Raw genomic sequence first — 13,281 nt, 5'->3', positions numbered from 1 at the left:
TTAACCGCAGAGACACAGAGGACACAGAGAAAAGCTAAGGTTATAAAAATCCTCTCAGCGCACTCTGCGGTTAAATTATTTTTTCTCCTTTATGTACCACGTTAGTGGTATTGTGCCTTTGTGGTTCAAAAACCGTATTATCTTTTTTATATAAGCTTAAAAAAAAGCCAAAAGCCAATAAGACAAACCCCGTCCACACAAAGGAAATCCCTGGATCTCGTTTTATCAGTAAACCAGAAAAGGGCTGGGCTTCTTTGAAACTTACCATACCTATAGCATTGCCAATGGACTTACTGCTACCTAGAGGCAATGCCCCCCAATCATATTCCCGCCCATCTTTATATACGATGTATAAAACCTGAGGAGTAGGGCTAGGTATATACCGCATAAATCGAATCATCACACCAGGCTGTTCCTCAAGCACCATTGCGTTACCTTCTTCTAAACTAGCCTCCTGGAGCACATTCCCCTCATTACTCAAATACTGAGTTTTCATGGCCATACCAAAAGATGATTGATAGACACTAACTCCATGATACGTATAGGGATGATTGACTTTTATCTCCTGTGCCGCTGCTTCTTCCCCCTCACCTAGAATAATAATATAACTCACCCAGTCAGACACAGAGTGATCTGGATTATATCTCGTTTCAAATTTTTGGAGCTGCAAGGAAAAAGGTTCATCAATCCCGTACTTACTATTGTTAATCTCATAACTACTACCTACAGGCAGATTAATTTCCTCACTAAAACCATATTGATTACCATATAATGCCCCCATTACAATGAGTAGAATTGCTACATGTACAAGCAAACTTCCCCAAGAAGAAAGCCTTGTCCTATACTTTGAAGAGTAAAGGATAGAAAACTGCCACACACTGCGGAGAAAAATGGCACTACATACTAAGAGTAGTAATATCCTAAAAACTAGACTATGATACACATCGTAGCCTTTTACCGAAATGATTGTACCAGCCATGGATGCCCCAATTAATAGTAATAACAGCACCATGCCTACCTTTATAGAGCTACAAGCTTTCATTGCTTTTAAAAATAACTTACCTTGTTTATGAGCTTCCCCTTGTAGGGCAACATCTTTTTCAGCCATAATACGCCTCACCTCTTTTTTGCTTGTGGTTGACTCGAATGAAAATAGTATTCCACAATACGTAAAAAAAATAAGCTTAAACCATAAGTTGATATGGTTTAAGCTTATTTTTTTGTTATAGCCCTAGCTTACTATAGAGATGAGCCCTGAATAGACGCAAACGAAATTCCCATAAGCCGTACTTTGGATGAGGCACATTAACCCGTTTCAAGGCAAATACATCTGTACTGCTTCGATTCAGTCCAGCAACCCCTGAACAAGCTCCTTGGTATCCTGCCTCCCGCAGAATTTGCTCCGTAGTTCCCGTAAATTGCCCGTAAGGATAGGCAAAAAAGACAACAGGCTTACCAATATGTTGCTCTAAAACTGTTTTTGAATCTTCTATTTCGTGGCGTTGCTCCTCTGGACTAATTTCATTTAATGCAATATGAGACATTGTGTGGGACCCGATCTCCGTATGTCTCTCCTCTAATGCACTTACTTGCTGCCATGACAAATACTCTGTTGTTCCCACTAAGCTAGGTACAACAAAAACGGTAGCCCTCATACCGTACTTTTCCATAATAGGCAAAGCCGTAAGATAATTATCTTCATAACCATCATCAAAGGTAATCACCACTGGTTTCTCCGGCAAATTACCTTGTCCTTGATAAGATTTAAATAAGTCCTCTAAGGAAATAGCATGATAACCATTTTCCTGCAAATATTTCATTTGATCCTCAAACTGACTCGCTGTTACGCTATAGATATCATCCTCTTCACTTACCTGATGATAAGCCAAAATAGGCACCCCAGCTGTTGGCCAAACAATCCAACTAAAGACAACTACAATGAAAAGGGCACCTAGTGCCATATATTTATTCATGTTCCAACTCCATCGCAATCTGCTCTATTTTGCGCAATCGGTGATTCATGCCTGATCTTCCGACTCGGCCATCCATAGCATCTACCAATTCCTGCAAAGTGGCTTCTGGATGAGCTAACCTTAAATCTGCAACCTCTCTTAAAGAATGGGGGAGTTTATTTAGGCCAATCCGTAGAGCAATTAATTGAATGCACTTTACCTGTCTAACCGCCGCATTCACGGTCTTTTGCAAATTGGCCGTTTCACAGTTCACTAGGCGATTCACCTGATTGCGCATTTCTTTTACCACACGCACATTTTCAAAGGTCATAAGTGCATTATGCGCGCCAATAATCCGTAAAAAGCTGGTTATGGCATCACCATCTTTTAAATAAACAATATAATCATTCTTTCGTTCTGTCATACGAACAGGCAGAGAAAAATATTTCATTAACCTTACCAAAGTTTTAGCAAAATCTAAATTTCCTGTAACCAACTCTAGATGATAGTCCCCTTCCGGTTTGTTCACTGAACCGCCACCCAAAAAGGAACCACGTAAATAGGCCCGGCGACAGCAGGCCTTGCGTAAAATACCACTATCACTTTTTACATTCAAATTATCGCCACGCATAATCCCAAGTACAGACAGTAATTCTGTTACTACTGGGGATGGCACTACTTTAATTAAATAAGAATTATTTTTTTTCAAGCGACGGCCACGGGTGACAACTACTTCTGTTTTTAAATGAAAGCCACTCTTAATTAAAGTTAGGGCTTTACGCGCTACAGCCGCATTTTCGGTAGTAAAATTAATGCCCAGACTACTATTCCCACCAATTAACATGGTACCACCCATACGAATAAGGGAAGCTAGTTCTGCTACATTGCAACATTCCTGCTCTCCCACAATACGAGCCAATTCATTTCTCACTTCAGCAGAATAAGAAGACATATTTCATTCACTCCAGTCAAGCCGCCTTGCTATTCGCCGCAAAATTCAGCGTTCCGTTTTCTTTAAGTCTTTTATGCTTTCGGCTATTAAATAATAATCCAATAATCTCATACGTTCCGAATTGGCTTTTAGTTTATAAATCATCGACACAATCGTCCGGGATAACTTAAGAGGATCATGGCGTACCCAATTTGTTTCGCTAATGACGTCTGCCACGACAGCTTTAATCCCCATCGCCTCAATTACTTTTAGATCAGGTTCTACAGGATATGCCCCTTGATCCGCATACTTTTCCTGTAACTCAACGGCTACATTTTGTCCGTTAATGACAACATAATCAATCACTCCAGGGCCCACATGATCCAATATTGCTTTCACATGCTCTGAAGCACTATATCCATCTGTCTCCCCTGGCTGGGTCATAACATTACATATATATATTTTTACAGCTTGGCTTTTACGTAAGGTATCGGCAATACCTCTTACTAAAAGATTAGGAAGTATACTAGTATATAGACTGCCAGGCCCTAAAATAATAGCATCTGCATCCCGTATGGCCTCTAGAGAACTTTCTACAGGCATGGTTTCTTCTGGCTGTAGATACACACTCTCAATTCTTTTATTAGCAAGAGGAATTTGAGACTCCCCTTCTACAACGCTGCCATCTACCATTTTGGCCCAGAGCCTTACCTTCTGGGTGGATGCTGGCAATACCTTACCTCGAACTGCCAAAACTTTACTAGACTCTTTTAAGGCTTGCTCCACATCTCCAAGCACTTCTGTCATGGCCGCAATGAATAAATTACCAAAATTATGGCCTGCTAATCCTCCAGCACCACCAAATCGATGCTGAAATAACTTTTCCATTAAAGGCTCTGTATCCGCTAAGGCTACTAAACAGTTACGTAAATCTCCTGGGGGAATCATATCTAAATCCTGACGAATCCTTCCAGAAGACCCACCATCATCAGCTACGGTTACAATGGCTGTAATATTGCTGGTCACGCCTTTAATCCCGCGTAATAATACCGATAATCCAGTCCCTCCGCCAATAACAGTAACAGCAGGTCCGCGATTGAGTTTGCGTTTTTGAAAAATCAATTCAATTAGTCGATCAGAACCGTCCGGGATCAATACGCTAATCACAGAAGCAATAATCTGCCGAGTAGCTAGTGTCATAACAATGAGACCACCAGCAATGATAAAAATTCCTACTACAGTGGTTACTGTATAGTAATACTTTCCAGTTGTTAGATACACCATTCTAAAAATGGTTTCTTCCAAATTACCTGCATATTTATAATTCAGCACAATAGCAAGCCCCATACTGGCAACCAAAACACCTAAAGAAAATAATAGCAGCCAGCGTTTTACCTTAATGCCTGGGTACATCCATTTTAAAAAGTGCATACATTACACCTCTACTTTTTATCAAACCATATGTTTCCTGTACCTTACCCATTTCAAAAGTGTTAGCACTCAGGAGGAGCTTCTATAGCAGTAGGAATAATATTATTCTTAACAATATCCCTATGATCTAGGTTTACCTTGTAACCTTTATTTCGTAAGCCCTCATAAATTTTTCTTGCCACAAATACAGAGCGATGCAAGCCACCAGTACAACCAATCGCAATAATTAATTGGCTCTTGCCTTCTTTAATATAATTGGGTACGAGAAAATCAACAAAACCAGTTACTTTTTCCATAAACTGCTGGGTAATGGGCCATTTCCAAATGTAATCCCCAACCTCAGCTACTTCACCACTTTTACGCCTTAAAGACTCCACATAAAAGGGATTTGGCAGAAAACGAACATCAAAAACCATGTCAACATCCAAAGGAATACCATATTTAAAGCCAAAAGAAACCACCGTAATATTCATACGCTGCTGTTCATGATCACTGGTAAATAAGGCAGTAACTTTTTCTCGTAAATTAGCGGTTGTTAATTCAGAGGTATCAATAATTTGTGTAGCTCTTCCTCTAACATGTTCAATCCGCTCCCGTTCTCTAGTAATACCTTCGCTGATACGACCATGAGGTGCCAGAGGATGCCGCCTTCTCGTCTCCTTATACCTTCTAATTAAGGTTTCATCAGAGGCCTCTAAAAAGAGCATTTCATAACGATGCCCTTGTTTTTCTAACTCTTCTAAGGCTTGTATCAAGGTATCAAAAAATTCACGTCCACGAATATCAACTACTAAACCAACCTTATTGACCCGCCCTGCGGACTGGGAACAAAGCTCAGCAAATTTCGATATCAACATGGGAGGCAAATTATCAACACAAAAATATCCTAGATCCTCCATAGTGCGCACGACCTGAGTCTTGCCAGCACCTGACATGCCTGTGATAATCACCAAGCGCACATCTTCCATTCTTTACACCTCCACTATCTATCGAACACTTTGTTTCCGGTTAGAACGACGATTTAGATGACGCAGCACACCTTCAATTGATGTATTAATTACTGCATCGGGAGAAATCTCAACCCTTTCCAGCAGCTCATTTGCTTTGCTAAAGTCTCCAATAGCTAAAGAAAAATGACTATCTGTCCCAACGATTATCTTTGCCCCATATTCTTTTGCCAAACAAGCAATATTTTCACAATGGGGTTTGCTGCCTACCCTAGATATTTTGAGGGAGCTATTATTAATTTCTAAGGCTACGTCATATTCTACGGCTGCCTTTACAATTGCTTCCGCGTCTACCAAAAACTCTGGGTTCCCCGGATGAACAATCGCATCTACCCAAGGATTTTTCATAGCATTCACCATCATCTGTGTATTTTCTAAGACAGAACCATAAGGTGAACATACAGAATGTAATCCCGCTAATACAATGTCTAGTCCAGCTAATCGCTCTTCAGCCAAGTCCAGTGTTCCATCCCGGTCAATTACATTGGCCTCTACTCCCTTTAAAATGCGCACACCAAACAATTCCTCAGGCACTGCCTTTAAATTGCCGAAGTGGTAAGCATGTGGTCCACCTGGCATATCTGGACCATGATCTGTAATAGCTATCATGGCAAGCCCAATATCGGCTGCTGCCCGAGCATTCTCCAATATAGTACTATAAGCATGCCCACTTGCTACCGTGTGAATATGTAAATCAGCGACAAACTTCATCTCATCGCCCCCCTCATTTCTTATGCTATCCCTCAATTATATGGCAAATTCTATAAAAAAGCAAAAAACCAATCGCAGCTACATTACGATTGGTTTTTTTATTTTCATTGAATTGTCATGCTACTGTAAGGCTCATACTGACTTATATCATAACAGCGGATACATCTTTGGATACGTATTGGAGTTTTTGCTCCTCAGTGACTTCTTTTATTGACAAATAGATCAGTGAAAGCATATGTTTTATTTCTCCTACTGTACTGGCAAGGGGAGGCATAAACACAACTACGCTGCCAATCGGACGAATGATTAACCCATGCTGTCTCGCTTGTTTACAAACCTTAGCGCCCACTGCTAGTTCCCAAGGAAAGGGGGTTTTATCTCCAGGGTTCTCAACTAACTCGATGCCAATCATCAAGCCCCATTGGCGGATATCTCCTACGTGCTTTAAAGCGGTAAAGTTAACAAGTTGTTCCCGAGCCGCTGCTACTTTTTCAGGAAGACCTGCCAATACCTTTTCTTCGCGGAATATCTTTAAATTCGCCAAACCAGCGGCACAACATAAAGGATTGCCAGTATAAGAATGCCCATGAAAAAAAGTTCGTTGTTGGGCATCACCTAAAAAGGCCTTATATATTTCATCTGTCATAAAGGTAGCAGCTAATGGTAGGTAGCCACCAGTAATCCCTTTTGCCACCATCATCATATCAGGCGATATCTCTTCATGATCACAAGCAAACATTTTACCAGTACGACCAAACCCTGTGGCTACTTCATCCACCAAGAGCAGTACATTATATTTTTGCGTTACTTCTCGTAATCTTTTTAAATATCCTGGCGGCTGTGCCAACATACCTGCTGCTGCCTGAACTAGTGGTTCAATTATCATAGCAGCAATCTCTTCATGCCTGTGCGCCAAAATCTTCTCCACTTCATCAATACAGGCCATACCACAATTTTGAGGATCAGAAACCAATCTGCAGTGATAGCAACATGGCGAGGGCGCCTGTATGGATTCAAATAACAAGGAAGAAAAAATACGATGAAACAAATCAATTCCACCAACACTCACCGTACCAATAGTATCACCATGATAAGAGTTTGCTAATGTAACAAACTTTTGTTTTTTCTTTTTACCATGCAGCTGCCAATACTGGTATGCCATCTTAATGGCAATTTCTACAGCTGTAGAACCATCATCCGAATAAAATAACTTTGTTAACCCTTTAGGCACAACTGTCATTAATTCTTCCGCCAACTGAGTCGCTGGCACGTTAATCAAACCTAACATAGTCGTATGAGCAACCTTGCCGAGTTGATCAATAATCGCCTGATCCATCGTTGGATGGCGATGTCCATGAAGATTAACCCATAAGGAAGATACCCCATCATAATAAGCATTACCTTGATCATCAATCAGCTTTATCCCCTCTGCTGCCTCAATTACCATTTGGGGCTGGTCCAGCCAATCTTGCATCTGGGTAAAGGGATGCCAAATATATTCCTTATCTTTACTTTCTATTTCATTCATGCCTTTGTCCCCCTTTTAATGATAGAAATCAGTTCATCTATCTGTAAATATTCTTCTGCCATCTTAGCTAGCTCCATTGGCAATATATCGCCTTCTTTTATGGCAGACACATGAGGGAACTTCCCTATTATAGGCACTTGGGTCAAACGTCCAATATATTCTTCATTGGATTTTTCTAGAATACCTACCTCGGACTCATTCCATCCATTCATAATAATGCCTGCCACATATAACCCACGACTGCGAGCATACTCAACAGTTAGCACTGTATGATTAATCGTTCCTAAATTAGGCCTGGTAACAACAAAAACTGGCAAATCAAGTTCTACCATAAGATCAACCAACAGATATTCTTGCCATAAAGGAGCTGTAATTCCGCCTACACCCTCTACGACTACTGGTTCATAGCTTTCAGTTAACTTGTGATAGGCCCTAAGAATGAGAGCTATATCGATTTCAACCCCACTCATTACTGCAGCCACAGCTGGCGTCAGGGCAGGAGCAAAACATAAGGGGTTCACTGCATCACGTTTTTCTTCCCCAATACCAGCTGCCTTCATTAAAAAGGTAGCATCTTCTGCTACTAACTTACCAGACTGATTAACCACACCACCTGATGCTAGGGGTTTCATTACTCCTACTTGTAGCCCTCGAACTTTGAGCGCTGCGGCAATCCCTCCCGTAATAACGGTTTTACCAATATCCGTATCCGTCCCTGTAATAAATAACCCAGACATCCAATCACCTCTTATACTAATTTTAACTTTCTACTGACTGCAATGATAATATCAGCGGCTTTAACTAGCTCTTCCTTTTCATGAGCAGCAGATACTGTTATACGCAAACGACTGGCACCTGGCGAAACAGTAGGTGGTCTGATCGCAGAAACAAATAAACCATGCTCTTTTAATTCTTGATTCATTGCTACTGCCAATGCTGCCTCTCCTATTAGAATTGGTATTATTGGTGTTAGGGCACCATCAACCTTTAGACCTGCAGCCACTAAAGCCTTTCTCATTCCAGCCGCATTTTCTAGCAATTTATCCACTAATTGGGGAGTTGCTTTTAATACCTTTAACGCGCTAGCTGCCGCTGCCACAGTCGCCGGAGACAAAGCAGTCGAAAAAATGAAACTACGTGCTTTATTAACTAAATATTGAATAAGCATCTGGCTGCCAGCCACATAACCACCCTCAGAGGCTAAAGACTTACTAAGAGTCCCCACTTGAACATGGACTCTGCCTTTAAGACCAAAATAGTCCACTGTACCACGCCCACCTCGACCTAGTACCCCTACGGCATGAGCATCATCTACCATAACCATAGCTTGATGCTCTTCTGCTAATGAAACGATTTTATCTAAAGGAGCAATATCTCCATCCATACTAAAAACTCCGTCAGTAACAATCAGCTTTTTCCCAGGGCAGTTGGAATCCCTTAACTTTTCAGCTAAATCTTTCATATCTCTATGACGATAGACGACAGTCCGCCCCTTTGATAGGCGGCAGCCATCAATAATGCTGGCATGATTTAGTTCATCACTGAATATTAGATCACCCTTGCCAACTAAGGCGCTGATCGTTCCCACATTTGCCATATATCCTGTATTAAAAACTAACGCCGCCTCAGTACCTTTAAATTGGGCTAACGCCCCTTCCAAGCTTTTATGCAAAGGATGACTGCCAGTTGTTAATCTAGCTCCTCCTGAACCAGTACCATGCTGCAAGACAGCATCCAAAGCAGCCTTCTGTACCTTAGGGCTATGGGTTAAGCCTAAATAATTATTGGACGACAAGGATAAATAAATTTTCCCCTCTACCTGTATATGTACAGCATCCAAATGCTTTATGCTTACCGGTTCCCGGTACAAAGCTTGTGCTCTTACCTCTTTAAGGTACTCTTCATAAAACTCCATTTTGGCTCCCTCCCTCAAATTTTCACAAGCACAGACTGGTGCTGCAAATATTCTTTTAGTGCTAATAAATCTGTATTGGGATTGATAAAAAAAATCCTTCCGCCAATCCCATTACCAAGGGGCTTACAGTGGGGAATCCGTAGGTACCCTTGAGGGCAAGCCACATAGCCAGTAGTATATTCAGGATCATCCGACCAACAAAGTTCTGCCACAATGCCAGGGCCTGCTGCTACCTTGCTGGCTAACACCAATGCCTCACGCACATGCATATTATCAATCCCTTGCTCTACTAATTTCCCCATAAATACCTCTTCCTTCTCGATATCCATGCGGGATACGCGGATGCCCTTTTCCCCTGTATTATCTAGCCTTCTGCCAGTTATAGCACATAGTAACATAGCGCCTCGCATACTGTCTGGAAGAGATTGCAACAAATGTATTCCCTCCTTAGCCCCAGTAAGAGATACCCCTGCTGCCACTAGAGCTTTTTCTGCTACACAAAGGCCTTCTTCTACCCTATAGGCCTTTGCCGTGGAAACGGTCAATAAAGGTACTTGTTTTATTGCAGAGTTCTCTATCTTTTCTACAATGATATTCACAAAATCAGCTTGTCCCCTAGTATGAGAAAAAGCCCTTTTTAACATAGCACTTGTTGTTTCTTCTACTCTTTCCTCTGGAACAACCCGCTCTGCTCCAGAAATATGACGGCCACCTTCTTCATGCCGCCCTCCCTGAGCTGCCCGCATTCTAACGCTGTACACTTTGCATCACCCTTTCCGTTTGTGCCTTTACCCGTTTTAGCAATAAAGCGAGGGGCCAAGCTGCCAGAGCGGTATAGACCATACCAGGCAAGGCTGCTAATAAAAGAGGCGCTGCCGCCTTGCCGATTATATTACCAAGAGTTATCCTAGCTACACTAGATCCAATCGGCCCGGCTATTATCAATACTGGCCATGTTGCACCAAAAACACCTACACAGATCCCTACTACTACACGAAATATCATCGCGACACCAACATGCAGTAAAGTTTGCGTTCCTAGGATTAATCCAATGAGACTAGACAATATCCCAGCCATCATATAAGTAGAAAAACCAAACACCCCACAGACAGCTACCGCCAAAGGAGCGGACAGCTGAAATTCCGTCCCCGGGATCAAACCAGGAAGCTTAATCGCACCCGAAATAGTAAGTAAAGCAGTCAATAAGGCCGTTTCTGTCAGCCTTCTCGTCTTGGGCATTGCAACATTTCTCATAAACATCCCCCTTCAGTTAACCATTTAGATTTTTTAAGTTAACGTTTCTAACAAAAAAATAAGCTATCACTCCGATTATTTCTTATCAATTATAGAAAACCTATAAAGAACCTATCGAATTTCCAAAATAAATAGGCTAAATGACAATTGTTAGGAATGGGATATAGGGCTGAGAGGCGTTACGTAGGAAGCAAACGAAGCCCTATATCCCATCCCTAACAGACCAGCAATATAGATACAACTTTCTTTAAAGCACGTTCTCACCGTTAACCAAACAATAATATGTAGTTAACAATATTAATCATACACTCCTCACTGTAAAATGTAAATTATTTTGTAATAAAAAAACAGGAGCTATCTTTTTAAGATAACTCCTGTTTCTATACTATTTTACCATTTTCCTCGTAAATACTGTACTGGCCACTCTACTTCCTGCTGTAGAACATGAGCAGCCTGTAAAGGCCAAAATGGATTGCGTAACAATTCTCTACCCGTGTACACCAGATCAATACCAGCCTTAACTAATTGCATGGCTTGGGCAGGTTCTGTTATAAGCCCGCCTGCTAATACGGGCAATTGGGTTTTTTCCTTAATCGTTAAAGCCATAGCTACCTGATATCCTGGATATGCCCTTGGCATAACCGGAATTACAGCTCCGGAACTTACATTGATTACATCAATGCCATACTGTTTTACTAAATTCAGCATCTCGGCTACAATCTCCGGTGTATTGCCGTCTTCATGATAGTCATCTGCCGATACGCGGACAATGATCGGCATTTCTTTAGGAAGGACTTGTTTCACCGCAATTAGAACTTCTTGTAAGAAACGTACTCTATTAACAAGATTGCCACCATACTCATCATCACGAAGGTTCGTTAATGGTGATAAAAATTCATTAATTAAATAGCCATGAGCAGCGTGAAGCTCAATCGTGTCAAAGCCTGCTGCTACCGCACGTTTTGCTCCTTGAACGAATTTTTGTATGATTTCTTGGATTTCTCCTATTGTTAAAGCCATAGGTAAACGATATTCCTCATTAAACGCAATGGCAGAAGGTGCTACAGGTGTACTTCCAACTGCTTCGCTCTTTCTCCCCGCATGAGCTAGCTGAATGCCAATTTTACCTCCTTGGGCATGGACATGATCAACAATACTTTTCAAACCTGCAACATGCTTATCATCCCAAATTCCCAAATCTTTATTGGAGATACGCCCCCGAGGTTCTACCCCTGTGGCCTCCACAATAATTAGACCAACCTGCCCTACCGCCCTTGTTGTATAATGTGTTACATGCCAATCTGTAACCATACCATCATCCGCTGCACTATACATGCACATAGGGGGCATAACAACTCGATTTTTTAAGGTTAACTGCTTAAACGAAATCGGTGTAAATAACATCCAGATCATCCTTTCCTTTCATTACTAGATAAAATTGAATCCAAATTAGCTTTACAATTCTAACACCTTCAAGGATATTCAAGTTTCTACCAATTTATGATATCATTCTAATAGATATGGAAAGACAATACAAGTACACACTTTTTCGTAGTATAGTAACAAAAAACATACTATTGACAACCATAAGATCTTTGAACCGCAGAGGCGCAGAGAACGCAGAGGTATGTTTATCAGGGGTATTAATAGTACCTCTCAGCGTCCTCTGCGCCTCTGCGGTTCATTACTTTTTATCTCAATTCTATTATAAAGAAAAACTTCGCTCTTATTTTCTAAGAACGAAGTCCCTGCTACTTCAATACATATTTTTCAATTGCTTCTGCCACACCATGTTCGTTATTGTGAGTTGTTACAGCTTGGGCGACGGCTTTTACCCGGTCGGATGCATTTCCCATAGCTACACCAAATCCTGCATATTCAATCATAGGATAGTCATTATTTGAATCACCAATCGCCATGACTTCTTCTTGTTTAATACCTAGCGTTTTTGCAAGAAGTTCTAAGGCGTGTCCCTTATTAACACTAGGATGGGTCAGTTCCAAGTAGTTTGACTTAGAAGTAGCCGTAAATACCTCTCCTGCAAATTCTCGATTAATAACCTTTTGAATTTCTTGAATTTCATGAGGTTCCGCCATGGCAAGCATCTTCGTCGGCTCATGTTGCATAGTATAGAATTCCTCTCCCAGAGGAATTGCCTGAATACCAGATAATCTTTCATAAGACTTTGCCTTCTCACAACGCTCCACCACAAACAGTTCATCATTCATATAGGATTGTAGATACCAACCCCGTTCACGGAATAAGGCTACTACTTTATTAGCCACACTGGATGCAATCGTCTTATGAAATACCATCTCTTTCGTAAAGGCTGAGCGAACCATACCACCATTATAAGTAATAATGGGTGTTTTCATATTCAATTTCTTGGCAAATGGCACCGCCGAACTAAACATTCTACCTGTAGCGATGGTTACCAAAACCCCTTGTTCTTGGGCTTTGGTAATGGCTTCACAGGTCCGTGGCGATACTTGTAATGTTTTATCTAATAGCGTATCATCCATATCTACTGCTACTAATCGAATTGTCATTAA

At 41.2% G+C, this 13,281-nt stretch carries 13 protein-coding genes; all 13 read right to left on the bottom strand.

Going from position 1 to position 13,281, the window contains the following annotated elements; genetic code table 11:
* Positions 1 to 70: 70 nt before the first annotated feature.
* The 13 genes from QSJ81_RS22800 to QSJ81_RS22740 all read right to left on the bottom strand — a co-directional run bounded on the left by QSJ81_RS22800 (position 71) and on the right by QSJ81_RS22740 (position 13,278).
* Positions 71 to 1,108, bottom strand: a complete 1,038-nt coding sequence (locus QSJ81_RS22800) for a cytochrome c biogenesis ResB family protein (RefSeq protein WP_285719644.1) — start codon at positions 1,106 to 1,108, stop codon at positions 71 to 73.
* A gap of 115 nt (positions 1,109 to 1,223) precedes the next feature.
* A complete protein-coding gene (locus QSJ81_RS22795) occupies positions 1,224 to 1,973 on the bottom strand; it encodes a polysaccharide deacetylase family protein (protein ID WP_285719643.1) in 750 nt (249 codons plus the stop codon).
* On the bottom strand, positions 1,966 to 2,904 hold the full coding sequence (gene whiA, locus QSJ81_RS22790) for a DNA-binding protein WhiA (RefSeq protein ID WP_038673726.1): 939 nt from the start codon (positions 2,902 to 2,904) through the stop codon (positions 1,966 to 1,968). Before whiA ends, QSJ81_RS22795 begins: the two co-directional genes overlap by 8 nt.
* A gap of 45 nt (positions 2,905 to 2,949) precedes the next feature.
* Positions 2,950 to 4,314: a gluconeogenesis morphogenetic factor MgfK gene (gene mgfK / locus QSJ81_RS22785; protein ID WP_285719642.1), complete on the bottom strand. Its 1,365-nt coding sequence runs from the start codon at positions 4,312 to 4,314 to the stop codon at positions 2,950 to 2,952.
* Positions 4,315 to 4,376: 62 nt separating this feature from the next.
* On the bottom strand, positions 4,377 to 5,282 hold the full coding sequence (gene rapZ / locus QSJ81_RS22780) for an RNase adapter RapZ (protein WP_285719641.1): 906 nt from the start codon (positions 5,280 to 5,282) through the stop codon (positions 4,377 to 4,379).
* A gap of 18 nt (positions 5,283 to 5,300) precedes the next feature.
* Entirely contained in the window at positions 5,301 to 6,032 is a 732-nt protein-coding gene (locus QSJ81_RS22775; RefSeq protein WP_285719640.1) for a phosphatase, read from the bottom strand.
* A gap of 142 nt (positions 6,033 to 6,174) precedes the next feature.
* Positions 6,175 to 7,560 carry an adenosylmethionine--8-amino-7-oxononanoate transaminase gene (gene bioA / locus QSJ81_RS22770; protein ID WP_285719639.1) on the bottom strand — a complete coding sequence of 462 codons (1,386 nt, stop codon included), beginning with the start codon at positions 7,558 to 7,560 and terminating at the stop codon, positions 6,175 to 6,177.
* Entirely contained in the window at positions 7,557 to 8,297 is a 741-nt protein-coding gene (gene bioD, locus QSJ81_RS22765) for a dethiobiotin synthase (protein ID WP_285719638.1), read from the bottom strand. Before bioD ends, bioA begins: the two co-directional genes overlap by 4 nt.
* Positions 8,298 to 8,308: 11 nt before the next feature.
* Positions 8,309 to 9,475, bottom strand: coding sequence for an 8-amino-7-oxononanoate synthase (gene bioF / locus QSJ81_RS22760; protein ID WP_285719637.1), 1,167 nt, complete (start codon positions 9,473 to 9,475; stop codon positions 8,309 to 8,311).
* A 14-nt stretch (positions 9,476 to 9,489) separates the two neighbouring features.
* Positions 9,490 to 10,236 carry a 6-carboxyhexanoate--CoA ligase gene (locus QSJ81_RS22755; RefSeq protein WP_285719636.1) on the bottom strand — a complete coding sequence of 249 codons (747 nt, stop codon included), beginning with the start codon at positions 10,234 to 10,236 and terminating at the stop codon, positions 9,490 to 9,492.
* Positions 10,223 to 10,714, bottom strand: coding sequence for a hypothetical protein (locus QSJ81_RS22750; protein WP_285719678.1), 492 nt, complete (start codon positions 10,712 to 10,714; stop codon positions 10,223 to 10,225). Before QSJ81_RS22750 ends, QSJ81_RS22755 begins: the two co-directional genes overlap by 14 nt.
* A gap of 405 nt (positions 10,715 to 11,119) precedes the next feature.
* Positions 11,120 to 12,133 (bottom strand): NADPH dehydrogenase NamA, encoded by a 1,014-nt coding sequence (namA, locus tag QSJ81_RS22745; RefSeq protein ID WP_285719635.1) that lies wholly within the window; start codon positions 12,131 to 12,133, stop codon positions 11,120 to 11,122.
* Positions 12,134 to 12,480: 347 nt separating this feature from the next.
* A complete protein-coding gene (locus QSJ81_RS22740; RefSeq protein ID WP_285719634.1) occupies positions 12,481 to 13,278 on the bottom strand; it encodes a Cof-type HAD-IIB family hydrolase in 798 nt (265 codons plus the stop codon).
* Positions 13,279 to 13,281: the final 3 nt, after the last annotated feature.

Origin of the sequence: Pelosinus sp. IPA-1, from assembly GCF_030269905.1 — a bacterium.
Classification (GTDB): Bacteria; Bacillota; Negativicutes; order DSM-13327; family DSM-13327; genus Pelosinus.
Note: the sequence above shows the minus strand (reverse complement) of the source record. Positions and strands in the feature narration are given on the sequence as shown.

Excerpts from the sequence above, each read along its gene's own strand:
- QSJ81_RS22800 (WP_285719644.1), bottom strand. The coding sequence starts at position 1,108 with ATGGCTGAAAAAGATGTTGCCCTACAAGGGGAAGCTCATAAACAAGGT.
- QSJ81_RS22795 (WP_285719643.1), bottom strand. The coding sequence starts at position 1,973 with ATGAATAAATATATGGCACTAGGTGCCCTTTTCATTGTAGTTGTCTTT.
- whiA (WP_038673726.1), bottom strand. The coding sequence starts at position 2,904 with ATGTCTTCTTATTCTGCTGAAGTGAGAAATGAATTGGCTCGTATTGTG.
- mgfK (WP_285719642.1), bottom strand. The coding sequence starts at position 4,314 with ATGCACTTTTTAAAATGGATGTACCCAGGCATTAAGGTAAAACGCTGG.
- rapZ (WP_285719641.1), bottom strand. The coding sequence starts at position 5,282 with ATGGAAGATGTGCGCTTGGTGATTATCACAGGCATGTCAGGTGCTGGC.
- QSJ81_RS22775 (WP_285719640.1), bottom strand. The coding sequence starts at position 6,032 with ATGAAGTTTGTCGCTGATTTACATATTCACACGGTAGCAAGTGGGCAT.
- bioA (WP_285719639.1), bottom strand. The coding sequence starts at position 7,560 with ATGAATGAAATAGAAAGTAAAGATAAGGAATATATTTGGCATCCCTTT.
- bioD (WP_285719638.1), bottom strand. The coding sequence starts at position 8,297 with ATGTCTGGGTTATTTATTACAGGGACGGATACGGATATTGGTAAAACC.
- bioF (WP_285719637.1), bottom strand. The coding sequence starts at position 9,475 with ATGGAGTTTTATGAAGAGTACCTTAAAGAGGTAAGAGCACAAGCTTTG.
- QSJ81_RS22750 (WP_285719678.1), bottom strand. The coding sequence starts at position 10,714 with ATGCCCAAGACGAGAAGGCTGACAGAAACGGCCTTATTGACTGCTTTA.
- namA (WP_285719635.1), bottom strand. The coding sequence starts at position 12,133 with ATGTTATTTACACCGATTTCGTTTAAGCAGTTAACCTTAAAAAATCGA.
- QSJ81_RS22740 (WP_285719634.1), bottom strand. The coding sequence starts at position 13,278 with ATGACAATTCGATTAGTAGCAGTAGATATGGATGATACGCTATTAGAT.